This window comes from Leucobacter sp. UCMA 4100 (assembly GCF_027853335.1).
In the GTDB taxonomy this organism is placed as follows: domain Bacteria; phylum Actinomycetota; class Actinomycetes; order Actinomycetales; family Microbacteriaceae; genus Leucobacter_A.
This window is the reverse complement of the sequence record NZ_JAFEUS010000002.1, coordinates 64521-90136: the sequence shown is the minus strand read 5'-3', so window position 1 is coordinate 90136 and position 25616 is coordinate 64521. Positions and strand designations below refer to the sequence as shown.

Here is a 25616-nt window from a genome sequence, read left to right as displayed (position 1 = left end):
GAGTGGGTGGTCTTTGTTCGCGACGCTTTATTCTATCCTGACGCACGACGGGCCGAAGACCGGATGCTCGTTAGGGAAGAGAATGACCGCTTCTTCGTGACAGTGCGGCGGCATCCCAGAAAGGAGTACCGCCGCACTGGCGCAGAAGTTAGTCGACCGAGCGGATCACGACGACGGCGTTGTGTCCGCCAAAGCCGAACGAGTTCGAGATCGCGACCTGCGGCCCGTCGCCGAGAGGCTGCGCCTCTGACGAAACCGAGAGCGGAATCTCGGGGTCTTGTTCGACGAGGTTGATCGTCGGGGGAGCGAGACGATTCTGCACCGCGAGCGTGGTGAAGACTGCCTCGAGCGCTCCCGTGCCTCCGAGGAGGTGGCCGGTCGCAGCCTTCGTGGCCGAAACAGCAATCTCGTCGACGCGATCGCCGAACACGAGCCTGAGTGCTGCGTACTCGGCCGGGTCGCCGACCGGGGTAGAGGTTGCGTGAGCGTTGATGTGGGTGACATCGGCCGCGGTAACGCCGGCCTGTTCGAGCGCCATCTCGACGGCACGGCTTGCGCCACGGCCCTCTGGGTCGTTTGCCGTGATGTGGTACGAGTCGGCGGTCACGCCGCCGCCTGCGAGCTCAGCGTAAATCTTCGCGCCGCGGGCGAGCGCGTGCTCTTCAGTCTCGAGCACGAGCGCGGCAGCGCCCTCGCCCATGACGAAGCCGTCGCGGTCGGTGTTGTACGGGCGCGATGCGGTCTCGGGCGAATCGTTGCGCGTCGAGAGGGCCTGCATCGCAGCGAAGGAGGCAATGGTGACCGGGTGAATGGCTGCTTCCGATCCGCCGGCAATGACGACGTCGGCGAGACCAGCCTGCAGGTGCTCGTAAGCGTTTGCGAGCGACTCGGTGCTTGAGGCGCAGGCCGAGGCGACGGTGCGAGCGTAGGCGCGGGCCTCGAAGTGCATTGAAACGGCGGCCGATGGTGCGTTGGGCATGAGCATGGGCACCGTGAGGGGCATGACGCGGCGGGGGCCCTTTTCGCGCAGGGTGTCCCACGCGTTGAGGAGCGACCACACGCCACCAATGCCGGTAGCCCAGTCAACGCCGAGACGCTCTGAGGCGACCTCTGGCGCGCCTGCGTCGGCGAACGCTTCTTTTGCTGCGATCAGTGCGAACTGGCTTGAGGGGTCGAGACGCTTCCAGACGGGTCGCTCGAGCACCTCTTCAGGGTTCACCTTTGCTTTGCCAGCGAACGTGACGGGAATGTCGTATTGCTCGACCCAGTCAAATTCGAGGCTATGAATGCCCGACTCTCCAGCGAGTAGGGCGTCCCAAGATTCTTGCGCGGTGCCACCGATGGGTGACGAGGCGCCAATGCCGGTAATGACGATTTTCTTAGTCAATGGTGTTCTCCCGAGGGGTGATGATTTCGCATCATTGATCGTAAAGATGAGGGGGAGGGGCGAGGAGGTTCTCCTCAGCCCCTCTCAGGTGGCGTAGGTTACGCCTGAGCTGCAACGATGAAGTTGACCGCGTCGCCCACGGTAACGAGGTTCTTGACTTCCTCGTTCGGGATCTTGACGTCGAACTGCTCTTCAGCGTTCACGACGATGGTCATCATCGAGATCGAGTCAATGTCGAGGTCATCGGTGAATGACTTCTCAAGGGTGACAACGTCGGCCGCAATGCCGGTCTCGTCTGCAACGAGCTCTGCAAGACCTGCAAGTACCTCTTCTTGAGTAGCTGCCATGGTTTTTCTCCTTATGTGTTTTGGTTGGAAGTATTAGGGCAGAGTGACGATCTGCGCGCCGTATACCAGGCCGGCCCCAAAGCCGATCTGCAGCGCGAGGCCGCCTGAGAGTTCTGGCTGTTCTTCGAGAAGCTGGTGCATCGCGAGCGGAATCGAGGCGGCAGAGGTGTTGCCCTGCATCTCGATATCGCGCGCAACGGCAACGGTTTCGGGAAGTTTCAGCTGTTTAGCGAACTCGTCAATGATACGCATATTTGCCTGGTGGGGGATAAACGCGGCGAGGTCAGAAACCTCAATTCCCGAGGCAGCGATCGTCTTTTTCGCGACCTTCGCCATCTCCCAGACTGCCCAGCGGAAGACGGTTTGGCCGTCTTGACGGAGCGTCGGCCAGGCGACCTCGCCCGGGTTTGCGCGGTAGTCGCTGAAGGTCGTGGTCATGTGGATCGTGTCCCAGTGACCGCCGTCAGAACCCCAGATGGTGGGCCCGATGCCCGGCGTGTCGCTCGCGCCAACGATAACGGCGCCTGCGCCATCACCGAGCAAGAACGAGATCGATCGGTCGGTCGGGTCGACAAGGTCAGAGAGTTTCTCTGAGCCGATGACGAGAACGTTCTTGCACACGCCAGAGCGTACGAGCGCGTCGGCCTGGCCAACGCCGTAGACGTAGCCAGCACACGCCGCCGAAATGTCGAAAGCAGCTGCGGGGGTGAGCCCGAGTCGGTGCGCGGCGAGAGCCGCCATCGACGGGGTGACTGCGACGTTCGAAATCGTTGAGATGATCACGCCATCGATTTCTGAGCGGTCGAGGCCTGAGCGTACGATCGCTTCCTCGCCAGCCTCAACCGAAAGGTCAACCGCGAGAACGTCTTCGCTCGCGCGGCGACGCTGAATGATGCCGGTACGTTGGCGGATCCACTCGTCAGAAGAGTCGATCGCCTCGACGAGATCATCGTTGGGCACGTCAATATTGCCGCGGGAAGCGCCCACCGAAAGGATGCGGGTGTGCGCGGGGCCAGTAATTTGTGTGAGCACTGCCATGATTGTTCCTACTCGTTCGCTGACGTAATGAGTTCGACGGCGGCGTCGAGATCTGCCGGGGTTTTGATCGCGACACTGGGTACGCCGCGCATGCCGCGCTTCGCGATACCCGAGAGCGCGCCACCAGGAAGAAGTTCGATGAAGGCCGTGATGCCTGCTTCGGTGAACGACTGCATGCACGAATCCCATCGCACAGGGTTTGAAACCTGGGTGATGAGCAGGTCACGAAACTCGGTGCCGCGCTCAACACGCGAACCGTCGGCGTTGGTCCAGAGCACCCGAGAGGGATCGTTGACCGTCACGCTTGAAGCGGCTTCCTGGAGCGTGGGAATCGCTGACGCCATGTACTCGGTGTGGAAAGCGCCGGCGACCTGAAGCTGAATGACGCGGGCCCCGCGAGGCGGTTCGGCGACGAGCTTCGCGATGGCCTCTTCAGCGCCGGCTGCGACGATCTGGCCACCGCCGTTGCGGTTCGCGGGGGTGAGGCCAAACGACTCGATCGCTTCGAGCACCTGATCTTCAACGCCGCCAATCACCGCGGCCATTGATGTAGCCGCCTCGGTTGCGGCCTGAGCCATCGCGGCGCCGCGTGTTGCCACGAGCGAGAGGGCGTCGTGCTCTGAGAAGACACCCGCGATCGCCGCGGCGCCAAACTCGCCGACCGAGTGGCCAGCGACGGCAGCAGCCGAGAGGTCGGTGCGACGCTCGAGCGCGCGCCAGGCGAGCAGGCTCGCAGCGACGATGAGGGGCTGAGCGATTGCGGTGTCACGAATCGTCTCAGCGTCGCTGACGGTACCGTGCTCGATGAGGTCGACGCCAATGTTTTGCGACACCTCTTCGAGGAAGGCACGGTCAGCTGGGTCGCTGAGCCATTCGGTCAGAAAACCGGGGGTTTGAGAGCCCTGGCCTGGGCAAGCTATAACAATCACGCTTCTAGTCTTCCAGATTGAGGGGGTTCAGAGTGCATATAAACTATCGAGATTCGCCAAAAACGTTGTAGGTTGTCACGCTTTTGGGCGACGCAACGGGCGTTTCGCGGGCACAGGAGCAATCGATCCGATAATGAGGGCCGACTGCAAGATGAGTGCCTCGCGGGCACCGGTTGCGTTCCAGCCAATAACCTCAGAGACCTTCTTCAGGCGATACCGTACGGTGTTCGGGTGCACGAAGAGCTCACGTGCCGTTGCTTCCAGTGAACGGCCATTGTCGAGGTAGCACCACAGCGTTTCGAGCAACTCGGGTGAGTGGCTCTTCAGTGGCTGGTAGATCTGCTCGATCAGGGTCGCCCGTGCGAGTGAGTCGCCAGCGAGTGCCCGCTCTGGCAAGAGATCGTCGGCTGCGACAGGGCGGGGGGCCGCCCTCCACGCTCTCGCGACCGCAACGCCAGCGAGGGCCGCGTGGGCCGACTTTGACGCCTCGACGAGGTTTGGCACCGTCGGGCCAACAACAATCGGGCCGTCGACGAAGAACTCCGAGAGCCGCTCGGCGATCTCGTGGAATGACGGAGTGTTGTCGTCTGCTGGGTGCTCGCCGTCTTGCGAGCCGGCCTCGGCGCGACCGATCACGAGTACGAGACGCTTGCCCTGCAACCCGATGAGCACGTCGGCTCCGCGGTGACGCGTGGTACGACGAATCTGATCGATATCGACGTTGCGGTCGGCGGTGCCAACAATGACCGCGGCTTCGCCGTGGCCGTGCCAGCCGAGGGCCGCAATGCGGCTCGGAAGCTCTTCGTCGGCCTCGCCAGTCAAAATGGCGTCGACGACGAGGGCCTCGAGGCGCGCGTCCCACAGGCCACGTGCCTCGGCAGCTCTCGCATAGACGTCGGCCGAAGCGAACGCGACGTCACGCGAGTAGTGCATGACGGCTTCGCGCAACTGCTCGCTCTTTGGGGCAACCCTCGCCTCGACGACGGTCACCACCACACGAATGAGCTGCAACGTTTCTTGCAGGCTGATCGAACGGAGCAACTCCCGGGGTGCCGCGTCAAAGACGTCGGCGGCAACCCACGGGGTGCTCGTCGGGTCTTCGTACCACGCAATGAACGAGCTAATGCCCGACTGCGCGACGAGCCCGATCGAAGAGCGCCGGCTTGGCGGCATTGCGCCGTACCAGGGCAGGGTCTCTTCGAGCGTTGCGATCGTTTGGGTAGCGAGCTCGCCTGAAATCTTTCGAAGCCAGGCGAGCTCCTGTTGTTTAGATTGTTGCATTGAATGCTCTCGCTTACGCGTCGCCGCCCGCACCGCCGGTTGAACCGGCGTTGACGTCATCGAGGCGGTAGCGCTCGGCTGCTTGTACTGGAATCGATGAGTCAATCTTGCCCTGGAGCGCCAGCTGCTGCAGCACCTTCACGACGACCGACTCGCGGTCGATCTTGAAGTCGCGTCGTGCAGCCGCACGGGTGTCTGAGTAACCGAAACCATCGGCACCGAGAACCGTGTAGGTCGCGGGCACGTACGGGCGAATCTGCTCGGGAATCTGGGTTGCCCAGTCGCTTACCGCGACAACGGGGCCAGTGATGCCCTGGAGCTTCGAGGTGAGGTAGGGAACCCGTGGCGTTGCCGAGAAGTTCGCAAAGTTCTGCTTCTCAGCCGCGAGGCCATCGCGCTGCAGCTCGCCCCAGCTCGTGACGCTCCAGACGCTCGCGTCGACGCCCCACTCTGATTTGAGTACCTCTGCGGCCTCGATGGCCCATGGCACAGCAACACCCGAGGCAAGAATCTCGGCGTTCAGGTCGCTCTTCGCGGCCTCGTGCACGCGGTGAATACCGCGCACGATGCCTTCGACATCAACGTTCTCTGGCTCGGCAGGCTGAACGTACGGCTCGTTGTATACCGTGAGGTAGTACATGACGTTCGGGTCTTCGTGCTGACCGCCATACATGCGTTCGATGCCTGAGCGGAAGATGTGCCCGATCTCGTAGCCGTAAGCCGCGTCATACGAGATGACGGCAGGGTTCGTGGCTGCGAGGAGCAACGAGTGGCCGTCAGCGTGCTGCAGGCCCTCGCCGGTGAGCGTGGTGCGGCCGGCGGTTGCGCCGATGATAAAGCCCCTGGCCATCTGGTCGCCAGCAGCCCAGAACGCATCGCCCGTGCGCTGGAACCCAAACATCGAGTAGAAGATGTAGACGGGCACAAGCAGCTCGCCCTGCGTCGAGTACGAGGTGCCGACTGCGGTAAACGCGGCTGCGGCGCCTGCTTCGTTAATACCGACGTGGAGCAGTACGCCCTGCGGGCTCTCCTTGTATGCCAGCAGCAGCTCGCGGTCGACCGAGAGATAGTTCTGGCCGTGCGGGTTGTAAATCTTTGAGGTCGGGAAGTACGAATCCATACCGAAGGTACGGGCCTCATCGGGAATGATCGGCACAATACGTGAACCGAACTCCTTGTCGCGCATGACGTCGCGCAGCATGCGCACGAATGCCATCGTTGTCGCGGCTTCCTGCGTGCCCGATCCCTTAGCCGCTACCGAGTAGACCTTGTTGTCTGGCAGTGCCAGCTCGGTGTGCTTCGTGCGACGCTCGGGTACGTAACCGCCGAGGCGCGAGCGCTGATCCTTCATATAGCGGATCGTCGGGTGGTGTGAACCCGGGTTGTAGTACGGCGGCAAATCTGGATTCGCCTCGAGCTCCTCGTCGGTGATCGGGATGCGCATCGTGTCGCGGAAACGCTTGAGATCTTCGAGGCGCATCGTCTTCATCTGGTGGGTCGCGTTGCGGCCCTCGAAGTACGAGCCGAGCCCGTAGCCCTTAATCGTCTTCGCAAGAATAACGGTGGGGCGACCCTTGTGCTCGGTTGCAGCCTTGTATGCGGCGTACACCTTGCGGTAGTCGTGACCGCCGCGGCGCAGGCCCCAAACCTCGTCGTCGGTGTAGTCCTTGACCATCTCAAGCGTGCGCTCATCACGGCCAAAGAAGTACTCACGCACGAAGGCGCCGTTCTCAGCCTTGTAGGTCTGGTAGTCACCGTCGGGCGTCGTGTTCATGAGGTTGAGCAGGGCACCCTCATCGTCTTTGTCGAGCAGAGCATCCCACTCGCGACCCCAGACAACCTTGATGACGTTCCAGCCGGCACCGCGGAAGAAGCTTTCGAGCTCCTGAATGATCTTGCCATTGCCGCGAACGGGGCCGTCGAGGCGCTGCAGGTTGCAGTTCACGACGAAGGTGAGGTTATCGAGCCCCTCGTTCGCTGCGACCTGGAGCTGGCCGCGGCTTTCGACCTCGTCAAGCTCGCCGTCACCGAGGAACGCCCAGACGTGCTGGTCTGAAGCGTCTTTGATGCCACGGTTGGTGAGGTACTTGTTGACCTGCGCCTGGTAGATCGCGTTGATGGGGCCGAGGCCCATCGAAACGGTGGGGAACTGCCAGAAGTCGGGCTGGCTGCGTGGATGAGGGTAGCTCGGGATAGCGTGGGGAGCCTGCGACTTCTCTTGACGGAAGCCGTTCAGCTGCTCCTCGGTGAGGCGGCCCTCAAGGAATGCGCGCGCGTAGATGCCGGGTGAGGCGTGGCCCTGCACGAAGATCTGGTCGCCGCCGCCCGGGTGGTCTTGCCCGCGGAAGAAGTGGTTGAACCCGACCTCGTACAGCGATGCTGCTGAAGCGTAGGTTGAAATGTGGCCGCCAACGCCCACTCCGGGGCGCTGTGCACGGTGAACCGTGACGGCGGCATTCCAGCGAAGCCACCGGCGGTACTCACGCTCAAGCTCTTCATCGCCCGGAAACTCGGGCTCGTTCTGTGAGGCAATCGTGTTGACGTAGTCAGTCGTTGGCACCTGGGGAACACTGAGGTGCAGTTCGCGTGAGCGCTGCAAAAGGCTCGTCATGATTTCACGACCACGGCCGGGGCCGGAAGTATCGACGACACCGTCGAGGGACTCTACCCACTCGGCCGTTTCTTGAGGGTCTTGATCATCGAGGTCGGGTGCGTACGGATCTTGACTGTTCACTGCCACTGGGGTACTCCTTTGAGTTTCAAAAGAATGAAGTTGGCGCTGTTTTGTCAACAACGCACAATCGTTTCACGCAGATATGCGTTCAGTCTCCACATTACTACCAAATTGGCGAAGAATGCCAAGGGGCGTCACTCGTCGCTTTGACGGGGCTTATCAGGCGCAAGTGCGGCGTGTCGCAGCACCCGTTTGACCCTCGCGCGCTGTCAGTGGCGCCACGTAGACTGAGGGTGCGAACGACGCGTAGAAATGATTCAGAAGGAGTACCGATGGTTCTTGAAGCTGGCACACTTGCCCCCGACTTCACCCTTGTTGACCACCTCGGCGAAGAGGTGACCCTGTCAGAAACGCTCGAAGATCAGCCGGTTGTGCTCGTGTTCTTCCCGCTCGCATTCTCGGGCATTTGCACCGGAGAGCTTTGCGAGCTGCGTGACAACCTCGCAATGTTTAACAACCAGAAGGTTCGTCTCTTCGGTGTTTCGGTTGACTCGAAGTTCACGCTTGCCGCCTGGGCTAAGGAAGAGGGCTACGAATTCTCGCTGCTCTCTGACTTCTGGCCGCACGGTGGTGTCGCGAAAGACTACGGTGTTTTCGCCGAAGACGGTGGCATTGCAACCCGCGCCACGGTCGTCATCGGCCAGGACCGTAAGATCGTTGCGTCGTTCGAGACCTCACCGTCAGAGCCACGCAATTTCGCCGATTACGAGGCGGCTCTCGCGAAGCTCTAGAGCATGCGACACGCGGTTGGCACCCCGTTTTGCGGTGGGGTGCCAACTGTGTATATGCTTACAGAGTTGCAAATGCGCATTCGGGCGATTAGCTCAGTTGGTTAGAGCATCTCGTTTACACCGAGAGGGTCGGGGGTTCGAGTCCCTCATCGCCCACCGAATCACCAAACGGGAACACGTTACACACTCATGTGGCGGGTTCCCGTTTGGTGTTTATGTCGTCATTTCCGCTTGGTGCTCAGGTGGACACCGAGTGGGCATCGAAACCAGGCGGTCGACAAAGCCCACTCCCGCCCAGAGACATCGGCTACGATTGTCGTAGCCGCGCGAGATGCCGGCCAGGCGGGACGACCCGACTGATGACGCTCTTCTTCGAGGACGACCTCGAGGGAAAGATTTCGATCATGCAACACACTCTTCGAAATTCGTGGGTTCGCCCCATTGACCTGGTCCGTATTGGCGTTGGCTGGGGTTCATTCGTCGTGCTCACGCTCTGCGCATCGGCTCTTGGAAGTTCGGTTTCGAGCCCGGTGCTTTGGGTCACCCTGGCCGCAATCGTGGCCGTGATTCTCCTGTGTTCGTTCGGCGTTGTCGAGCAGGCCGAGGCGCTTGCGCACCGGCTCGGCGACCCCTACGGCTCGCTCGTGCTCACCCTCTCGATCGTCATGATCGAGGTGATCCTTATTACCGCGGTCATGCTCGGCCCTGGCGAGCACGAGACGATCGCGCGTGACTCGGTCATGGCGGTCTCGATGATCATCACCAACCTCGTGGTTGGGCTCTCGCTGCTTGTCGGTGGGCTGAAGCGAGGGGCGATGCGGGTCAATCACACCGGTGTCTCCGCCTACCTCGCAATGCTCGTCGTGCTCATCGGGCTCGCCTTCGCGCTGCCCGCGGTTATCGGCGTCGACGGGGCGTACACGACGGGGCAAGAGATTCCCATCATCGTGCTCACGATTGGCCTGTACGCATTCTTTCTGGTGCGCCAGATGGGTGCGCAGGCAGATGATTTCCGTGACCCAGCCGACCTCGTGACGCTCTCGAGCCAAGCGGAGACTGATCGGCCCGCGGTGTCGCAAGCCACGGGTGAAGCCGGGCGCGATCCGCTGCGGGTCGTCTTTGCGCAGCACCGAGGTGAGATCATCACGCGATTCGTGCTTCTAGTCGTAACCGTGTTGCCGATCGTGTTACTTTCGCACGACATGGCCTCGCTGCTCGATGACGGGCTCGACCGCATCGGGGCGCCGATTGCGCTCGCGGGAGTGATCATCGCGATGATCGTGTTTCTGCCGGAGTCGCTCACCTCGGTGCGGGCGGCACTCGGCGGCGAGGCGCAACGGGTGAGCAACCTGTGCCACGGGGCGCTCGTCTCGACGGTGGGGCTGACGATTCCTGCGGTGCTCGTGGTCGGCATGCTCACCGGGCAGCGAGTGGTGCTTGCCGAGTCGCCAGCCAACCTCGTGATGCTTGGGCTGACGCTTCTGCTGACGCTCTCGACGTTCTCGGCGCGCAAGATGACCGCGATGCACGGCGCGACACACCTCGTACTGTTTGCCGTCTACGGCATCGTCTTGCTGAGCTGATTAGGCCTGGGGGAGTGACCTGAGACCCCGTTTCGCGATTCGCTCTGTCGCGGGCGTGGGGCTCTCGGTCAGCCAGCGTGCGCAGAGTTCGCGGGCCCAATCGGGCTGAGTTTTGGCGGCATCGTTGATCCAGTTACTCACCGAATCTTGCACGTACTTCTCGGGGTCTGAGCGTAACGGCTCAAGGAGCGGCAGGCCCAGATCTGGTTCGCGCTTGAGGGCAGCAATGTGCGACGCCCACACCCCGCGGGGGCGAAGTGCCTCGCTCGCAAAACGGCGCATGCGAGGTGAGGGGTGCGAGGTGTACCGGGCGAGCAGGGCGATGCTCGCCTCGAGCTCCTCAACGAAGGTGGGGCGCGCCGCCATCCACACCCACTCGCGCACGGTGAAGTGCTCGTCGTCGGCGAACGGCTCGAGTGCGCGCAAGAGGGTGTCCGGGGTCGCCTCATCGTTCGCGGCGAGCGCGAAGCAGACCCACCCGCGCACCGTGTCAGACGGGTGCCGAGAGAAGGAACCGAGCTGATCGGGGGTAGCGAATGCCGCGAGTGCGGTTCCAATGTGTCGCATGCGCTGCAGAATCCCGAGCGGATCGGCCTCGGTGACCGCCCGGTGCAGCGCGTCTGGCGCGTCGGGCCAGACCGTGCGCATGAGAAGAGGCTGATCGATCACGAGTGCTTCGCTGAGGGTGCGCGCCTGCGCGGCGCCCGTGTTGAGTAGGGACCGGTGGTCATTGGTGACCTTCGCCAGTGATGATGCGCCTGCGGCGTTCATGAGCGCTCTCCGCTCTTGAACGCGTCGTGCAACTCGCCGAGGGCCCCGGTGGCAACGTCGCGAGTTTCGGCGTTCACGTTCGCGGCGAGTGCTTCGAACCAGGTCTTGTACACCGGCATGAGTTCATCGAGCAGGGCTGCGCCCTTACTGCTGAGCGTGAGCTGCGAGCGACGACGATCGCTTCCTGGTGTGTGCCGAACTACGTATCCTGCCCGGTCAAGCCCGTCAACGAGCCCCGTCACGGTTGCGCGGGTCACGTCGAGATGATCGGCGAGCTCAGCAGCGGTGATGAGCGGGCGGCGCTCGATCGCGAGCATTGCCGCGAGCCGTGACTCTGAGAGCCCGTATGGGGCGAGCATATCGGCGCAGGCGCGGTCGATGTCTCTGGCAAGGGAGAGGAGCGAGAGCACGAGCTCGGCATTGGGCGGCGTGCCAAGTCGTTCGTTGAGTAATGCGTGTTTCGTTGAGATGCGTGAAGTCATTAGGTGCCATACTATCAGGCACCAAACTGGATTCGTGCTGAAAAGAACATTCGGTAACGAAACGCGAACAGCTGTGCCCAAAGCCGAAAGATGTATGACACACTGGGCAATGTCGACGACTTGTTGTACGAATACGCCAAATGATCAAAGGAGATCACATGGTCCACAGCCAATACGCTGACATTACTATTCCCGAGGTTTCGATCTTTGAATACCTCTTTGCCGACATAGACGCGGCCGATCTTGATAGGGCGGCCATCATCGATGGCATGAGCGGGGCAGAGACCAGCTACCGCTCCCTCGTCGCCCAGATCGAGGGCTTCGCGGGCGCCCTTGCGGTGCGCGGTGTCGAGGTGGGCACGGTGATGGGGCTCCTGTGCCCGAACGTTCCAGCCTTCGCGACGGTCTTTCACGGAATGCTGAGGGCGGGCGCAACGGCTACGACTCTGAACTCGCTCTACACCCCCGCCGAGATCGCGAATCAGCTCCGTGATGCCGGCGCAACCTGGCTCGTCACGGTGTCACCGCTCCTCGAGGGGGCAAAGGTTGCCGCTGCTGAGGTCGGTATTCCCGACGAACGGCTCATCGTGCTTGACGGGGCCGAAGGGCATCCGAACCTCATGCAGCTGCTGCAAGAGGGTAACCCTGCGCCGCACGTCGAGTTCGATCCGCTCACTCATCTCGCTGTGCTGCCGTATTCGTCTGGCACGACCGGCAAGCCGAAGGGCGTGCAGCTTACCCATCACAATCTCGTGGCCAACGTTCACCAGACGAGCCTGTTGATCGGGCTTTCCTCAAGCGACCGCGTGCTCGCCGTGTTGCCCTTCTTCCACATCTACGGCATGACCGTACTACTCAACCTCGCGGTCAAGCAGCGCGCAGGCCTCGTGACGATGCCGAAGTTCGATCTGCCAGAATTTTTGCGGATCATCGCCGAGCACCGCACCTCGTGGGTATTCATCGCGCCTCCCATTGCCGTCGCGCTCGCGAAGCACCCGCTCGTCGACCAGTTCGATATGTCGCCCGTTAAGGTCATCTTCTCTGGCGCGGCTCCGCTCGACGGCCACCTCGCCGAGGCTGTGGCGAAACGCCTCGATTGCGTCGTCGCTCAGGGCTTTGGCATGACCGAGACGAGCCCCGTGGTCTGCGCCATTCCTGAGGAACGGACCGATATCGATCGCTCGAGCATCGGCTTACTCGTGCCGAACACCGAGGGGCGTGTCGTCGACAGCGAGACGGGCAAGGACGTCGAAATTCCCGAGAGCGGTCAGAGCGAACCGGGCGAGTTCTGGGTGCGGGGGCCCCAGGTCATGAAGGGATACCTGAACCGGCCAGAAGACACCGCTGAGATGCTCGACTCCGATGGCTGGCTGCGCACCGGCGACATCGCGACGATGACCGCGGAGGGAGAGTTCTATATCGTCGATCGGCTCAAAGAACTCATCAAGTACAAGGGGTATCAGGTTGCTCCTGCGGTGCTCGAGGCGGTTCTGCTTGAGAATCCTGTGGTCGCCGACGCGGCAGTGGTCGGTTCGCTCGACGCCGACGGGCAAGAGGTGCCAAAGGCCTTCGTCGTGTTGCAGCCGGGGGCTGAAGCCGACGAGCAGACGATTATCGATCACGTCGCCGAGCGAGTTGCTCCGCACGAGAAGGTGCGCGTCGTTGAGTTCATCGAAGCAATTCCAAAATCAAGTTCGGGCAAGATTCTGCGCAAGGATCTTCGCGCCCTCTAAGGAAGGGCAGGCAGGGGAGCCTCGACGCTTGGCGTGAGGCTCCCCTGGAAACTTTCACGCGGGTGTGATGGAGTGAGGGTATGACTGCTTCACGAACACTGACCGAAGAAGACACCCGTTTCTTGACCCGCTGCGTCGATCTCGCTGAAGAGGCACTCGACCTGGGCGATGAGCCATTCGGCTCGATTCTCGTTGACGCCGAGGGCGTCGTACGCTTCGAAGATCGCAACCGCGTGGCGGGCGGCGACCATACGAGGCACCCAGAGTTTGAGATCGCGCGCTGGGCGGCCGAGAACATGAGCCCTGAGGAGCGTGCCACCGCCACGGTCTATACCTCCGGTGAGCACTGCCCGATGTGCTCTGCTGCGCACGCGTGGGTTGGGCTCGGCCCGATCGTTTACGCGACGAGCACCGACCAGCTGAGCGGTTGGTATCTCGAGTGGGGCATTGCGGCGGGACCGGTGTTGCCGCTGCCGGTGCAGTCGGTTGCCCCAGGCATTCCTGTGGCGGGCCCCTCGCCCGAGCTCAGCGACCGGGTGCGTGCGCTGCACGCCCGCCTCCGCGGGGTTGCTGAGGCGTAGGCCGAGCGAAGGCTCTGAGGCTCTTCGACGAGGCGAGCCTTACGCGACGTAGCGAGCCAGGTGCTCTCCTGTAAGGGTCGAGCGCGCCTTCACGAGCTGTTCGGGGCTTCCCTCGAACACGATGCGGCCACCCTCGTGGCCTGCGCCAGGCCCGAGGTCGATGATCCAGTCGGCGTGCGCCATGACCGCCTGGTGGTGCTCGACAACGATGACTGACTTGCCGCTCTCGACGAGCCGGTCGAGCAGCTCGAGCAGGCGTTCGACGTCGGCAAGGTGCAGCCCCGTTGTTGGCTCGTCGAGCACGTAGATCGAGGCATCTTCGGCCATGGTCATTGCGAGCTTGAGGCGTTGACGTTCACCTCCCGAGAGCGTTGAGAGCGGCTGACCGAGGGTCAGGTAGCCGAGGCCGACATCGACGAGCCTCGCGAGCACGGCCTTTGCCTTGGGAACGCTGACCCCGGGCTGCTGCACGAAGGCGAGCGCGTCGTTCATGCTCATGGCGAGCACCTCGACGATGTTGCGCCCCTCGAGGTGGTACTGCAGCACCTCATCTGAGTAACGCCGCCCCTCGCACACGGGGCAGGGAACCGAGGCCTCGGCGAGTACGCCGAGGTCGAGAGATACTTCACCAACGCCCTTGCACTCGGGGCAGGCGCCCGCAGAGTTCGAACTGAAGAGTGCTGGCTTCACCCCGTTTGCCTTCGCGAACGCGCTCCGAATGCCGTCGAACATGCCCGTGTACGTTGCCGGGTTGCTTCGGCGAGAACCACGAATGGGGGTCTGGTCAATCACCGCGACACCGGGCTGAGTCGAGATCGAACCGTGCACGAGAGAACTCTTGCCCGAGCCCGCGACACCCGTGACGACGGTGAGCACCCCGAGGGGAACATCGACGTCGACGTTTTCAAGGTTGTGCATCGCCGCGCCGCGAATGGGCAGCGACCCTGTGCGCTCACGCACGGTTTGCTTCGTGCTTGAGCGGTCATCGAGGTGTTTGCCGGTCAACGTGCCGCTCGCTCTGAGCCCAGCAACGTCACCCTCGTAGCAGAGCTCGCCGCCGAGCGCCCCCGCTGCCGGGCCGAGGTCAATGACGTGATCGGCGATCGCGATGGTCTCTGGCTTGTGCTCGACAACGAGCACCGTGTTGCCCTTATCGCGCAGGTCAAGCAGGAGCCGGTTCATGCGCTCAATGTCGTGCGGGTGCAGGCCGATTGTCGGCTCGTCAAACACATAGGTCACGTCGGTGAGACTGGACCCGAGGTGGCGAATCATCTTTGTGCGCTGTGCCTCGCCTCCCGAGAGGGAACCTGCAGGCCGGTCGAGCGAGAGGTACCCGAGACCGATGTCGACGAACGACTGCAGGGTTGCCGTGAGCGAGGCGAGCAGCGGCTCGACGCGCTCGTCGCTGACCGTCGGGAGCCACTCGAGCAGGTCGCTGATTTGCATACGGCAGAGGTCGGCGATGTTCTTGCCCTCGATGCGCGACGATCGGGTGAGCTCGCTGAGGCGCGTGCCCTCGCACTCCGGGCACTCGGTAAAGGTGATGGCCCGGTCGACAAACGCCCGCACGTGCGCCTGCATGGCCTCGCGATCTTTTTGCAACATTGACTTTTCGATACGTGGAATGAGGCCCTCGTAGGTGACATTGATGCCCTCAACGCTGAGCTTCGTCGGCTCAGCGTTGAGCAGAAGGTCGAGCTCGTCGGTGGTAAAGTCGCGAAGTGGCTTATCGAGCGCGAAGAGCGCGCCGAAGATGCGGCCCCACCACCCACTCATCGAGTAACCGGGAACGAGAATCGCGCCCTCTTCGAGCGTTTTCGACGCGTCAAACAGTGCCTCGTGGTTATAGCCAGAGACGAGGCCCCGGCCCTCGCAACGGGGGCACATGCCGCCCGTGACTGAGAACGAGCGGCGCTCTTTGATCGTTTTGCCATCTTTCTCAAAGCTGACAGCGCCCGCCCCCGAAACCGAAGCAACGTTAAACGAGTAGGCCTGCGGGTTGCCGATGTGCGGGCTCGCGATGCGGCTGAAGAGAATGCGCAACAGTGCGTTCACGTCGCTCGCGGTGCCCACTGTCGAACGCGGGTCTTGGCCGAGTGGCTTCTGGTCGACGATGATGGCGGTTGTCACGCCTTCGAGCACATCGACGTTGGGGCGGGGCAGCGTCGGCATGAACCCCTGTACAAAGGCACTGTAGGTCTCGTTGATGAGCCTTTGCGACTCGGCAGCGATGGTGTGAAATACGAGTGAGCTCTTGCCTGAACCTGAAACCCCCGTAAAGACGGTGAGTCGGCGCTTCGGAATCGTGACAGAGACACCCTTGAGGTTGTGCTCGCGGGCACCGAGAACCGTGATGTTGGTGTGCTGATCAGCTGCGTGGGTCATGAGCAAAAGAATACGGCGTACCACCGACATTCGGTACTCTAAGAAGGTGCATCACGAGAAACATTCAGGGGCGGGCCGTTACGCACCGAGCCCCTCTGGCGACCTGCACCTGGGCAACCTGCGCACCGCCCTTCTCGCTTGGCTCTTCGCTCGCTCGACGGGGCGCTCCTTTGTCATGCGCGTTGAAGATCTCGACAGGGCACGCGATCAGGGTTCGGCGGCGACACAGCTTGAGCACCTAGCGTCGCTCGGGCTCGACTGGGACGGCCCGGTCGTGTGGCAAACCGAGCGCCTCGACGCCTATGCCGACATCGTTCGCGAACTCGACGAAGCGGGACGGCTCTACGAGTGCTACTGCACGCGCCGTGAAATTCTCGAGGCACCCGTTGCCCCTCACCAGCCACCCGGCAATTACCCGGGCACCTGCCGCGATCTCAGCGAGAGCGAGCGACGGGAGGCGAGGCGGCGTATTGCGCCGCGATCCGCCGCCCTTCGCCTGCGCTTCGACGAACCGCACCGCGAGATCAGCTTCACCGACGGTGTGCGCGGTGAAACGACGGGCGCGATTGACGACTTTGTGATCATGCGGGGCGACGGGGCCTACGCCTATAACTTCGTCGCGGTCGTCGACGACGCGTGGCAGGGGGTCGACCAGGTGGTGCGCGGTGACGACCTGCTCGCATCGACTCCGCGGCACATCGCACTGCAGCGGCTGCTCGGGTACGCGCAGCCTGAGTACCATCACGTTCCGCTCGTGTTGGGGCCGGACCAGAAGCGGCTCGCGAAGCGCGACGGGGCCGTGACGCTGCCCGAACTCATCGAGCAGGGCGAGACGGCACAATCGGTGCTGTCGTTGCTCGGCTCATCGCTCGGCCTCAACGAACAGGGAGCCCGGGTGACGACCCAGCAACTCCTCGAACGATTCGACGAGGCTCGACTACCGCGCGAGCCCTGGGTGTGGCACCCCGCTAGCCGCCGATAAGATCGTCGGGAAGCGGCTTCGCCTCGGGCCACTTCGGCGCGACGTGATCGCCCGATGACTCGCGCTTCAGCCGGCGAATCACCCACGGCACGAGGTGCGTGCGGGCCCACACCACGTCTTCGGCGCGCGCCTCACGCCAGCTGTGCGGTGCGACGGGAGGCGGATCGAGCGGGGTGAGGTTGTGCGGAACCCCGAGCGCGTCGAGCACCCGAAGCGCGACCGTGTGGTGGCCGAGCGCGTTCATGTGCAGTCGATCATCAGCCCAGTAGCGCGGATCCTTGAGTTCGGTGAGTCCCCACTGATCGGCGACAATGCAGTCGTGCCGGGCAGCGATCGCGCGAACGTTCTCGTTATAGATCGCGGCTTTTCCGCGAATGCTCTTAAACACGGGCGTGAAGCTCACGTCGACCGCCGTGAAGATGACGATCGTCGCGCCGCCAGAGGCGAGTCTCGTGACGATTCGCTCGAGTTTCGCGGTGATCTCGTCGGGGTCAGAACCCGGGCGCAAGACGTCGTTGCCGCCCGCGCAAATCGTGATGAGGTCTGGCTGCAGCGCGAGAGCCGCGTCGACCTGCTCACTCGCGATCTGATCGACGAGCTTGCCGCGCACCGCGAGGTTCGCGTACGAGAAATCGCCGTCGGGGTGCATAGCGCTCAGCACCTCAGCGACACGGTCTGCCCAGCCGCGCAGGCCGTTCGGGCGTGTCGGAGCGGGATCGCCCACTCCCTCAGTGAAGGAGTCACCGACCGCGACGTACCGCGACCAGGGTAATTCAAGCGAGGCATTCATGTCAGGATTCAGCGGTGTCATATCTCTACGATAATGTAGATCGTCGTGGACGAACGGGATGATGAGATGACAGGGCAGCTGGATGACGGCTCGCCGACCCCCGGCACCCACGCTGCTGAGCATCTTTCGCCCGCGTTTCCGGGCCGTGCTCCGTGGGGAACGGCAGGGTCGCTGCGTGCCTGGCAGCAGGAGGCGCTCGAGCGCTACTTCGAGACCGAACCCCGCGACTTTCTAGCCTCGGCAACGCCCGGAGCAGGTAAGACGACCTTCGCGCTGAGGCTCGCCGCCGAGCTTCGCGGGCGCCGAACCGTCAGCCAGATCATCGTTGTCGCCCCGACCGAGCACCTTAAAGAGCAGTGGGCCGCTGCCGCTGCCCGCGTTGGCATCAGGCTCAACCCGCAGTACTCGAACGCCGACGGCCAGAGTTACGGCCGCCACTTTCACGGCGTCGTCGTGACCTACGCGCAGGTCGCGATGAAGCCAATTCAGCACCGCCTGCTCACCGACCGCGAACCGACGCTCGTGATCATGGACGAGGTGCACCACGGCGGTGACGCCCTGAGCTGGGGTGACGCGATTCGCGAGGCGTACAGCACCGCGACGAGGCGCCTGTCGCTCACGGGAACCCCCTTTCGGAGTGACGACGCCGAAATTCCCTTTACCCTGTATCAGCCCCAGTCAGACGGCACGAGGGTGTCGATCACCGACTATGACTACGGCTACGGCAGAGCCCTCGCCGACGGCGTCGTGCGCCCGGTCGTGTTCATGGTCTACGCGGGCAAGATGCAGTGGCGCACCTCAGCTGGCGAGGTCATGGAGGCCCGGCTCGGCGAGGGCAACACGAAAGACATCACCTCGCAGGCATGGCGCACCGCGCTCGACCCCGCTGGCGAGTGGGTCTCGCAGGTGCTACGCGCCGCCGATGTGCGTCTCACCGAGACCCGACTACAGGTTCCCGACGCGGGGGGCCTCGTTATTGCGACCGACCACGCCTCGGCGAGGGCCTACGCGCAAATCCTCAAGAGCATCACGGGCGAAGACGTCGCGCTCATTCTCTCTGACGACGACACCGCGAGCGCGAAGATCGACGAGTTCTCAGAAGGCGAGTCACGCTGGATGGTCGCGGTGCGCATGGTGTCTGAGGGCGTCGACGTGCCGAGGCTCATGGTCGGCGTCTACGCCACGAGCTCGGCGACCCCGCTTTTCTTCGCGCAGGCCATCGGCCGTTTCGTGCGTTCACGCCGCCGCGGCGAGGTTGCCTCGGTGTTTGTGCCAAACGTTCCCACGCTCATGCAGCTCTCGGCCGAGCTCGAGAAAGAGCGCAGCCACGTGCTCGACATGGTCGCGAAGGGCGACACCTGGGATCTTGAGGCGTCAATGCTCGACGCCGCCAACCAAGAGGATCGCGCGTCAGACGAACTCACGAACGAGTTCGTCTACGAAGCGCTCTCGTCAGACGCCCACTTCGACCGCGCCCTGTTCGACGGAGCCGAGTTTGGCGGCTACGCCGAGGTCGGAAGCGAAGAAGAGCTCGACTTCCTGGGGCTACCCGGCCTGCTCGACGTGCACGAGGTGCAGGCACTCCTGCAACAGCGCCAGGCGCGCCAGGCGAAGCGCAGCGCAAACCGGCAGGGCATCGTCGAGCACGCCCCCGAAAAGGCCGAGGCCCCGCAAGCCCTGCACCGCACGCTCGGCGAGCAGCGCAAACTGCTCAACAGCCTCGTCGGCCTCTACGCCAAGACCACGGGCGAGCAGCACGGTCAGATCCACAACGAGCTGCGCCGCATCTGTGGCGGGCCGCTCGTCGCGAGCGCCTCGGTGACGCAGCTGCAGGCACGTATCGACGTACTGCGCAAGCGCTTGCGCCGGTAGCGGGCCTCGCTTCGTCGCCGGCAGAATCTCGCGGCGGATCGTGCCGCGTGATCCGCTGCGCAAGTGATCGCCGGGCTATGCTCGGTCGTTGGCGTCGTTGGCGTCGTTGGCGTCGTTGGCGTCGTTGGTCGCGTTTGCCTCGCGCTCGGCGAGCGAGACGAGGAAGATGGTCACAACGAGTGCGGCGACCGAACTGCCGACGCCGAACGCGATTGCGAGGATGGCCGCCCAGCCTGAAACGAGCGCCAGGGCAAGCCACGGAGCGAACACTCCGAGGGCTGCTCCAAGCGAGGCGATGCGCACCCGGTCATCGGAGGAGAGGGCGAGGTGTCTGTCGCGTGAGTACAGCGCGATGAAGGCTCCCGCCGTTGCGCATGCCCACAGGACGACAGATATGAAGAAAGCGGTCGTTACGAGCGGAACCCAGCCGTTGCTCTCGAGGACCACTAGGTCGGCGAAACAGAGTTGGATGATGAGGCCGAGGGTAAGGGCAATGGTGAAGCCTGCGATGACGGTGTTCCAGTATCTCGCCCAGAGCTTCATGGTTGTGACCCTAGCAGCGGTGTGTGGAGCTGCGGGAGCAGTGCCAATAGAAACAGAACAGCCCCTGATCCGAAGACCAGGGGCTGTTCACTCGCGTGCGCGAAGGGGGACTTGAACCCCCACGCCCTATATATGGGCACTAGCACCTCAAGCTAGCGCGTCTACCAATTCCGCCACCCGCGCGAGTAATGTGTGTTGCCAGATCATCCGGGCAACAGGTATTTATCTTACACGCAAATCGCCCGCGAAAAAACAACACACCGTGTCGCGCGAAAAGAAAGTGTGCTCGTTGCGCGTGGGAGTGCGTGGTTTTCGGCCGGTCAGAGTGTTTCGGTGGGGCGCTGACCTGGGCGTTTCGTCGTTTCGCCGTGCTGAGTGTTCGCGCGCGTCGGGGCGTGTGGTGTGGTGTCGCTTTCGTCATCTGCGGAACCGGCGTCGTGCATGTGGCTTGTGGCTTGTGCAGGCACCTTCGCCATCCGTGTCACCACTGTCGCCTCTGTTGCACCGCGTTATCGCCGCGATTCCGGTTCGATGTGACGCGATTCCGGTTCGACGACGCCCTACACGTCGCTGTGTGGTCAAAAAGTGTCGATTTGGGGTGGTGGTTTCGACACTTTTTGACCACACGATGACGGAAAGTGACCACACGGTGGGTGCGCGGGGTGCGCGGGGGCCGGAAAGCGCGAGAAATGCGTCGGGGCACGCGAAACGAGGGCAGCCGCGCGTTTCAGAGGGGCAGGGACTGGGCACGGAGCGCAAAGCGCGCGGCCACACAATAAAATAACCCCCGGTCCGAAGACCGAGGGTTATTGACTCACGTGCGCGAAGGGGGACTTGAACCCCCACGCCCTATATATGGGCACTAGCACCTCAAGCTAGCGCGTCTACCAATTCCGCCACCCGCGCGAGTAATGTTCGCTGCCTGGCCGTTCAGGCAACAGAGAATAAGTTAACACAGATTTGAGCGCCGCGCTAATCGAGAAGCACATCGATTTCAGCTAGCCTGGTTTTATGACTGAAACGCTCACCGATGTGCCGCTTGATTCTCTCTCAGAAACGGTGCGTATCGCCCGTGATCTCATCATGATAGACACCTCGAATAGGGGTGGGGGAGACGCCGAGCCCGAGGCCCCGGCAGCCGAATACGTCAGTGCCTACCTGCGCGATCTGGGGCTCGACCCCGTAACGATCGAGTCGGCGCCAGGGCGTGCGAGCGTCGTGGCGCGAGTCGAGGGCGAGAACCCCGAGCTGCCGGCGCTCGTGTTGCACGGTCACCTCGACGTGGTTCCGGCCGACGCGGCGAACTGGAGCGTTGATCCTTTTGCCGGGGTTATTCGTGACGGCATGCTGTGGGGGCGCGGTGCGGTCGACATGAAGAACATGGATGCGATGATCATGACCGCGATCGCCGAGCTCTTGCGGGCTGGCGAGCGGCCACACCGCACCATCATCTTGGCGTTCTTCGCCGACGAAGAGAACGGTGGCATTTTTGGCGCGCACTACCTCGTCTCAAAGCACCCCGAGCTCTTTGAGGGAGCGGGCACCGCGATTAGCGAGGTCGGAGGTTACTCGGTTCACTTCGGCGACACGCGCGCGTACCTCGTGCAAACGGGTGAGAAGTCACTCGACTGGATCAAGTTGCGCGCCCGTGGGCTGGCACAGCACGGCTCAAGCATTCCAGCCGATAACCCTCTCACCAAGCTTGCCGAGGGGCTCGTTCGCCTCGGCCGACACGAGTGGCCGATCGCGCTCTGCGATACGACGAGCGATCTGCTCGAGCGCATCGCCGACCTCGTGGGCGCGCCAGCCGACACCGATCCGCGCGAGCTCGTGGCCCGGGCGGGGCTCGGCTCGGGCTTCTTGCGTTCGAGCATCACGACGACCGCGAACGCGACGGTGCTCGACGCCGGCTACAAGCACAACGTCATTCCCGACACGGCTGAGGCGCTCGTTGATGTGCGCTCACTGCCGAAGGATCAGCCGACGATTCTCGCGAAGATTCAAGAGATTGTCGGGCCCGACATCGAGATTGAGACGGTGCACAGCGATGTTGGCCTCGAGGTTCCGTTCGAGGGCGAGCTCGTTGACGCGATGATCGCGAGCCTGAAAAAGTATGACCCCGAAGCGAGGGTGCTCCCGTACCTGCTCTCTGGCGGCACCGATAATAAGGCGCTCAGCAGGCTCGGCATTCGCGGCTTTGGGTTTGCCCCGTTGAAGCTCCCCGCTGACCTCGATTTTCCCGGTATGTTCCACGGTGTTGACGAGCGAGTGCCGCTCGAGGCCATCGACTTTGGGCACAGCGTGCTCGTCGACTTGCTCAAGACTTATTAAGCAGCGCCTGCGGTAGGGTAAAGGTTTGCCGCCCGCGCCTCCGCGGGCTTACGTGTGTGAAGGGAAGCTAGGACGAAATGAGAACGTGGACGCCCCCCGAGATTCCAGAGGTTCTGGGCAACGCCCCAACCCTGAAACTGTTCAACACGGCCACGAATAAACAACAGTTCGTCTCGGTCGAAGAGGGAGTCGCGACGCTGTACGTATGCGGCATCACCCCGTACGACGCGACGCACATTGGTCATGCTTTCACCTACCTCGCGTTCGACCTCATGCAGCGAGCATGGCTCGACGGCGGCGTGCGTACCGAGTACGCGCAAAACATTACTGACGTCGACGATCCGCTGCTTGAGCGCGCAAACGCGACCGGGGTCGACTGGCGCGACCTCGCGGCAAACCAGATTGCGCTGTACCGCTCTGACATGCACCGTCTCGGCATGATTCCGCCCGAGCACTTCGTCGCGGTCACCGAGCGCATCGACGAGATCGCCGAAGCCGTGCACAAGCTGCACCAGCTGGGCTTCGCGTACAAGGTGCCCTCGCCCGACGGCGCGGCCGACATCTACTTCGACACGCAAAAGGCCTCTGGCTCGTCTGAGTGGCAGCTCGGCGACATCTCGCAGTACGACCGCGACCTTATGCTTTTGCTCTCGAAGGAGCGAGGCGGCGATCCAGAGCGCGCGGGCAAGCGCGATCCGCTCGATCCGCTGCTCTGGCGCGGCAAGCGCGAGGGCGAGCCGAGCTGGGAGACCGTCGTGGGCGAGGGGCGACCCGGTTGGCACGTCGAATGCTCTGAGATCGCGGTTTCGGCGCTCGGTTCGGCGTTCACCGTGCAGGGCGGTGGCGAAGACCTGAGGTTCCCGCACCACGAGTTCAGCGCAGCGCACGCGACCGCGCTCACGAACATGCCCATGGCGCACCACTACTGTCACGTCGCCCTCGTCTCATACCAGGGCCACAAGATGTCGAAGTCGCGTGGCAACCTCGTCTTCGTTTCTGAGTTGCTCGACTCGGGAGTCGCCCCCGGTGTGCTGCGCCTCGCCTTGCTTGCCCATCACTACCGCACCGAGTGGGAGTGGTTTGACGCCGATCTCGATCTCGCGAAGCGCCGCATCGCTGCATGGCAGACGGGCTTTAGCAGGCAGAGCGACGATCCGGTTTCGGCGAAGACCGTCGTCAACCAGCTGCGCCAGGAGATCGCGAACGACCTCAACACGCCCGTCATGCTCGCGACGCTCGACGCTGCGTGGGATCGCGGTGTCGATGAGCCGCAGTTGCTCGCCGACGCGACCGAAGCGTTGCTCGGGGTCACGGTGCGCCCGCTCGAAGCGAGCCAGGGCCGCTAGCGGTCTGAGTCGTCGCCTTCGCTGCCCTCGTCGGGCTTGTCGCGGTGATCGGCTGAACGCTGGTCATCGCCTGGCTCGTCGTGGGGCAGCTGCAAAAACTTTTCGAACTCGTGCGCGATCGCTTCACCGGTCGATCCGGGGCCTTCGACACTGTCGCGTGCCTCTTCGAGCCGCTCAATGTACCGGGTCATCTCGTCGTCTTGGCTCGCGAGATGGTTAATGCTGTCTTCCCAGGTGCTGGCCTCGTCGAGCAGTTCGCCGCGAGGCACGACGATGTCGAGGAGCTCTTCGCAACGGTCGATAATTGCGAGCGTCGCCTTGGGTGAAGGCGCGCTGTGCACGTAATGCGGCACCTGGGCCCAGAGCGAAACGCTCGGAATGTCTGCCGCCGTGAGGTGGTGATTGAGCACCCCGGTAATGCCGATGGGCCCCTCGTAGTTGTTGTCTTCGGCTTCGAATTCTGAGCGGATCTCGGGATCTTCGCTGGTCACGCGAACCTGAATCGGGCGCGTGTGCGGCGCATCAGAGAACATCGAGCCGAGGAAGACAACGAGGTCGATTTGCCACACATCGATGAGCTCAAGCACTTCGTCAGCGTAGCTGAGCCAGTGGTGCGCGGGTTCGGTCGCGTCGAGCAAGAAAATGTTGTTGACGGGAACACCCTGCAGATTCGTGACTGTCGCTGGGACGGAGTTCGCGTCGTCGGCCTCGGTGGGCGAGACAGGCTCGGTCGCGGGATCCGCCAAGGGTTGCTCGGTTTCTGGCAGCTGCGGGTTCTTCTCGGGCTGTACGAGCGGAGCAAAAAGCTGCGCATCGGGCCACTCAATCATGCGCTCTCCCGTGGGGAGCTTCGTGACGGTGGGGCGGTACATTTGCAGGTCAATATAGCCCTCGGCACTAATGGTGTGCACGGGCTCAAGCTTGAGATAGGACTGGAGATGCTTCAGCGCGTGGGTCGCGGCATTACCAGCATCGCTCCACCCATTGAACGCGACGACGAGAATGCGAGGGTCGTCGCTTGCCGAGTTCTCAGAAATGTCCATCATTCAAGACTACCCCCTCGGTTGGCGGTATCATCTGAGCAATGACTCTTGACGCACCCGCCGCGATTCTTTGGGATATGGACGGCACGATAGTGAACACCGAGCCCGCCTGGGTTCGTGCCGAGCACGAACTCCTGAACGCCTGGGGTGCGAAGAAGCATCCGAGCGATGACGATGACTGGGTCGGCATTGGGCTCTGGAAGCTGGCCGCGATTTTCCAAGAGCGCGGGGTCGATCTCGATGCTGACACCATCGTGCGCACGCTCACCGCGGCGGTGAACGCCGAACTCTTCGCCGGTGAGCTCGACTGGATGCCCGGCGCCCGGGAACTCGCCGCCGACGCCGCGCGTGAGGGCATTCCGAACGTGCTCGTCACCATGGCGACCCGCGAGCAGGCGACCCAGGTGATTGCTCGGCTGCCAGAGGGCACCTTCTCGGGCATCATCGCGGGTGATGACGTTACCGAGCCGAAGCCTCACCCTGAGCCCTACGAACGTGGCGCGGCGCTTCTGGGGCTCGAGCCTTCGCAGTGCGTTGCGATCGAAGACTCAGTGACCGGAGCGATGTCGGCGAGCAGGGCAGGGGCTTTTGTGATCGGCGTTCCCAACCTGGTTGATCTCAGCGACGCACCGGTTCACCACACCGTGAAGTCGCTCGAAGCGCTCGATGCCTGCAAGGTCGTTACACTGTTTCAGACGAAGGGAACGAATTGACTGAGCAGGCGACA

The 25616-nt window shown here is 63.0% G+C and carries 21 protein-coding genes and 3 tRNA genes; 10 read left to right on the top strand and 14 right to left on the bottom strand.

The genetic code is table 11. From position 1 onward, the window contains the following. Positions 1 to 148: 148 nt before the first annotated feature. From JSO19_RS00630 to aceE, 6 genes are all read right to left on the bottom strand, one after another. Positions 149 to 1387, bottom strand: a complete 1239-nt coding sequence (locus JSO19_RS00630) for a beta-ketoacyl-[acyl-carrier-protein] synthase family protein (protein WP_270909118.1) — start codon at positions 1385 to 1387, stop codon at positions 149 to 151. A 98-nt stretch (positions 1388 to 1485) separates the two neighbouring features. Then, on the bottom strand, positions 1486 to 1734 hold the full coding sequence (locus JSO19_RS00625; protein ID WP_217132095.1) for an acyl carrier protein: 249 nt from the start codon (positions 1732 to 1734) through the stop codon (positions 1486 to 1488). A 33-nt stretch (positions 1735 to 1767) separates the two neighbouring features. Beyond that, positions 1768 to 2772 carry a beta-ketoacyl-ACP synthase III gene (locus tag JSO19_RS00620; protein WP_270909117.1) on the bottom strand — a complete coding sequence of 335 codons (1005 nt, stop codon included), beginning with the start codon at positions 2770 to 2772 and terminating at the stop codon, positions 1768 to 1770. 8 nt (positions 2773 to 2780) lie between these two features. Next, positions 2781 to 3701, bottom strand: a complete 921-nt coding sequence (locus tag JSO19_RS00615; protein ID WP_270909116.1) for an ACP S-malonyltransferase — start codon at positions 3699 to 3701, stop codon at positions 2781 to 2783. Between the two features lie 75 nt (positions 3702 to 3776). Next, on the bottom strand, positions 3777 to 4982 hold the full coding sequence (locus tag JSO19_RS00610) for a PucR family transcriptional regulator (protein ID WP_270909115.1): 1206 nt from the start codon (positions 4980 to 4982) through the stop codon (positions 3777 to 3779). A gap of 13 nt (positions 4983 to 4995) precedes the next feature. After that, complete coding sequence (aceE, locus tag JSO19_RS00605; RefSeq protein ID WP_270909114.1) at positions 4996 to 7722, bottom strand: pyruvate dehydrogenase (acetyl-transferring), homodimeric type; 2727 nt, start codon at positions 7720 to 7722, stop codon at positions 4996 to 4998. A gap of 266 nt (positions 7723 to 7988) precedes the next feature. Between aceE and JSO19_RS00600 the strand changes: the two genes are divergently transcribed. The 3 genes from JSO19_RS00600 (at position 7989) to JSO19_RS00590 (ending at position 10030) form a co-directional block, all read left to right on the top strand. Beyond that, positions 7989 to 8447: a peroxiredoxin gene (locus tag JSO19_RS00600; RefSeq protein ID WP_270909113.1), complete on the top strand. Its 459-nt coding sequence runs from the start codon at positions 7989 to 7991 to the stop codon at positions 8445 to 8447. Positions 8448 to 8529: 82 nt separating this feature from the next. Next, positions 8530 to 8603 (top strand) — tRNA-Val (locus tag JSO19_RS00595). Between the two features lie 248 nt (positions 8604 to 8851). Beyond that, positions 8852 to 10030 (top strand): calcium:proton antiporter, encoded by a 1179-nt coding sequence (locus tag JSO19_RS00590; RefSeq protein WP_270909112.1) that lies wholly within the window; start codon positions 8852 to 8854, stop codon positions 10028 to 10030. Here the strand turns inward: JSO19_RS00590 and JSO19_RS00585 are convergent, their stop codons facing one another. Both JSO19_RS00585 and JSO19_RS00580 read right to left on the bottom strand, forming a co-directional pair. Then, the gene (locus tag JSO19_RS00585; RefSeq protein WP_270909111.1) at positions 10031 to 10801 is read right to left on the bottom strand and encodes a DNA alkylation repair protein; all 771 of its coding nucleotides are present in this window, start codon (positions 10799 to 10801) and stop codon (positions 10031 to 10033) included. Then, the gene (locus tag JSO19_RS00580; protein ID WP_270909110.1) at positions 10798 to 11283 is read right to left on the bottom strand and encodes a MarR family winged helix-turn-helix transcriptional regulator; all 486 of its coding nucleotides are present in this window, start codon (positions 11281 to 11283) and stop codon (positions 10798 to 10800) included. The genes JSO19_RS00585 and JSO19_RS00580 overlap by 4 nt, the downstream gene beginning before the upstream one ends. Positions 11284 to 11441: 158 nt before the next feature. Here JSO19_RS00580 and JSO19_RS00575 point away from each other — a divergent pair, with 158 nt between their 5' ends. Both JSO19_RS00575 and JSO19_RS00570 read left to right on the top strand, forming a co-directional pair. Continuing rightward, positions 11442 to 13016, top strand: coding sequence for an AMP-binding protein (locus JSO19_RS00575; protein ID WP_270909109.1), 1575 nt, complete (start codon positions 11442 to 11444; stop codon positions 13014 to 13016). Positions 13017 to 13096: 80 nt separating this feature from the next. Then, entirely contained in the window at positions 13097 to 13597 is a 501-nt protein-coding gene (locus JSO19_RS00570; protein ID WP_270909108.1) for a nucleoside deaminase, read from the top strand. Between the two features lie 39 nt (positions 13598 to 13636). Here JSO19_RS00570 and JSO19_RS00565 read toward each other — a convergent pair whose 3' ends face one another. Next, complete coding sequence (locus JSO19_RS00565) at positions 13637 to 15982, bottom strand: excinuclease ABC subunit UvrA (protein ID WP_270909107.1); 2346 nt, start codon at positions 15980 to 15982, stop codon at positions 13637 to 13639. Between the two features lie 46 nt (positions 15983 to 16028). Here JSO19_RS00565 and gluQRS point away from each other — a divergent pair, with 46 nt between their 5' ends. Further along, positions 16029 to 16964 carry a tRNA glutamyl-Q(34) synthetase GluQRS gene (gluQRS, locus tag JSO19_RS00560; protein WP_270909106.1) on the top strand — a complete coding sequence of 312 codons (936 nt, stop codon included), beginning with the start codon at positions 16029 to 16031 and terminating at the stop codon, positions 16962 to 16964. Here gluQRS and JSO19_RS00555 read toward each other — a convergent pair. Continuing rightward, positions 16951 to 17775: a GDSL-type esterase/lipase family protein gene (locus JSO19_RS00555; protein ID WP_270909105.1), complete on the bottom strand. Its 825-nt coding sequence runs from the start codon at positions 17773 to 17775 to the stop codon at positions 16951 to 16953. The two genes, gluQRS and JSO19_RS00555, sit on opposite strands and share 14 nt — an antisense overlap. Before the next feature lie 45 nt (positions 17776 to 17820). Here JSO19_RS00555 and JSO19_RS00550 point away from each other — a divergent pair, with 45 nt between their 5' ends. Next, positions 17821 to 19626, top strand: a complete 1806-nt coding sequence (locus tag JSO19_RS00550) for a DEAD/DEAH box helicase (RefSeq protein ID WP_270909104.1) — start codon at positions 17821 to 17823, stop codon at positions 19624 to 19626. A gap of 75 nt (positions 19627 to 19701) precedes the next feature. Here JSO19_RS00550 and JSO19_RS00545 read toward each other — a convergent pair whose 3' ends face one another. The 3 genes from JSO19_RS00545 to JSO19_RS00535 form a co-directional block, all read right to left on the bottom strand. Further along, positions 19702 to 20169, bottom strand: coding sequence for a hypothetical protein (locus tag JSO19_RS00545; RefSeq protein ID WP_270909103.1), 468 nt, complete (start codon positions 20167 to 20169; stop codon positions 19702 to 19704). 96 nt (positions 20170 to 20265) lie between these two features. Further along, positions 20266 to 20352 (bottom strand) — tRNA-Leu (locus tag JSO19_RS00540). Positions 20353 to 20988: 636 nt separating this feature from the next. Next, positions 20989 to 21075, bottom strand: a tRNA-Leu gene (locus tag JSO19_RS00535). Positions 21076 to 21180: 105 nt separating this feature from the next. On the opposite strand from JSO19_RS00535, the gene JSO19_RS00530 reads away from it, so the two are divergent. Continuing rightward, on the top strand, positions 21181 to 22500 hold the full coding sequence (locus JSO19_RS00530) for a M20/M25/M40 family metallo-hydrolase (RefSeq protein WP_270909102.1): 1320 nt from the start codon (positions 21181 to 21183) through the stop codon (positions 22498 to 22500). A 77-nt stretch (positions 22501 to 22577) separates the two neighbouring features. Beyond that, on the top strand, positions 22578 to 23846 hold the full coding sequence (gene mshC / locus JSO19_RS00525) for a cysteine--1-D-myo-inosityl 2-amino-2-deoxy-alpha-D-glucopyranoside ligase (RefSeq protein WP_270909101.1): 1269 nt from the start codon (positions 22578 to 22580) through the stop codon (positions 23844 to 23846). On the opposite strand, the gene JSO19_RS00520 is transcribed toward mshC, so the two are convergent. Further along, the gene (locus JSO19_RS00520) at positions 23843 to 24889 is read right to left on the bottom strand and encodes a proteasome assembly chaperone family protein (protein ID WP_270909100.1); all 1047 of its coding nucleotides are present in this window, start codon (positions 24887 to 24889) and stop codon (positions 23843 to 23845) included. The two genes, mshC and JSO19_RS00520, sit on opposite strands and share 4 nt — an antisense overlap. Before the next feature lie 41 nt (positions 24890 to 24930). Between JSO19_RS00520 and JSO19_RS00515 the strand changes: the two genes are divergently transcribed. Continuing rightward, the gene (locus JSO19_RS00515) at positions 24931 to 25602 is read left to right on the top strand and encodes an HAD family hydrolase (protein WP_270909099.1); all 672 of its coding nucleotides are present in this window, start codon (positions 24931 to 24933) and stop codon (positions 25600 to 25602) included. Positions 25603 to 25616 lie beyond the last annotated feature (14 nt).

Coding starts and splice junctions, on each gene's coding strand:
- JSO19_RS00585 (WP_270909111.1), bottom strand. CDS start 10,801: ATGAACGCCGCAGGCGCATCATCACTGGCGAAGGTCACCAATGACCAC.
- JSO19_RS00530 (WP_270909102.1), top strand. CDS start 21,181: ATGACTGAAACGCTCACCGATGTGCCGCTTGATTCTCTCTCAGAAACG.
- JSO19_RS00625 (WP_217132095.1), bottom strand. CDS start 1,734: ATGGCAGCTACTCAAGAAGAGGTACTTGCAGGTCTTGCAGAGCTCGTT.
- JSO19_RS00555 (WP_270909105.1), bottom strand. CDS start 17,775: ATGACACCGCTGAATCCTGACATGAATGCCTCGCTTGAATTACCCTGG.
- JSO19_RS00620 (WP_270909117.1), bottom strand. CDS start 2,772: ATGGCAGTGCTCACACAAATTACTGGCCCCGCGCACACCCGCATCCTT.
- JSO19_RS00580 (WP_270909110.1), bottom strand. CDS start 11,283: ATGACTTCACGCATCTCAACGAAACACGCATTACTCAACGAACGACTT.
- JSO19_RS00545 (WP_270909103.1), bottom strand. CDS start 20,169: ATGAAGCTCTGGGCGAGATACTGGAACACCGTCATCGCAGGCTTCACC.
- JSO19_RS00515 (WP_270909099.1), top strand. CDS start 24,931: ATGACTCTTGACGCACCCGCCGCGATTCTTTGGGATATGGACGGCACG.
- JSO19_RS00600 (WP_270909113.1), top strand. CDS start 7,989: ATGGTTCTTGAAGCTGGCACACTTGCCCCCGACTTCACCCTTGTTGAC.
- JSO19_RS00575 (WP_270909109.1), top strand. CDS start 11,442: ATGGTCCACAGCCAATACGCTGACATTACTATTCCCGAGGTTTCGATC.
- JSO19_RS00520 (WP_270909100.1), bottom strand. CDS start 24,889: ATGGACATTTCTGAGAACTCGGCAAGCGACGACCCTCGCATTCTCGTC.
- JSO19_RS00565 (WP_270909107.1), bottom strand. CDS start 15,982: ATGACCCACGCAGCTGATCAGCACACCAACATCACGGTTCTCGGTGCC.
- JSO19_RS00550 (WP_270909104.1), top strand. CDS start 17,821: ATGACAGGGCAGCTGGATGACGGCTCGCCGACCCCCGGCACCCACGCT.
- JSO19_RS00610 (WP_270909115.1), bottom strand. CDS start 4,982: ATGCAACAATCTAAACAACAGGAGCTCGCCTGGCTTCGAAAGATTTCA.
- mshC (WP_270909101.1), top strand. CDS start 22,578: ATGAGAACGTGGACGCCCCCCGAGATTCCAGAGGTTCTGGGCAACGCC.
- JSO19_RS00590 (WP_270909112.1), top strand. CDS start 8,852: ATGCAACACACTCTTCGAAATTCGTGGGTTCGCCCCATTGACCTGGTC.
- JSO19_RS00570 (WP_270909108.1), top strand. CDS start 13,097: ATGACTGCTTCACGAACACTGACCGAAGAAGACACCCGTTTCTTGACC.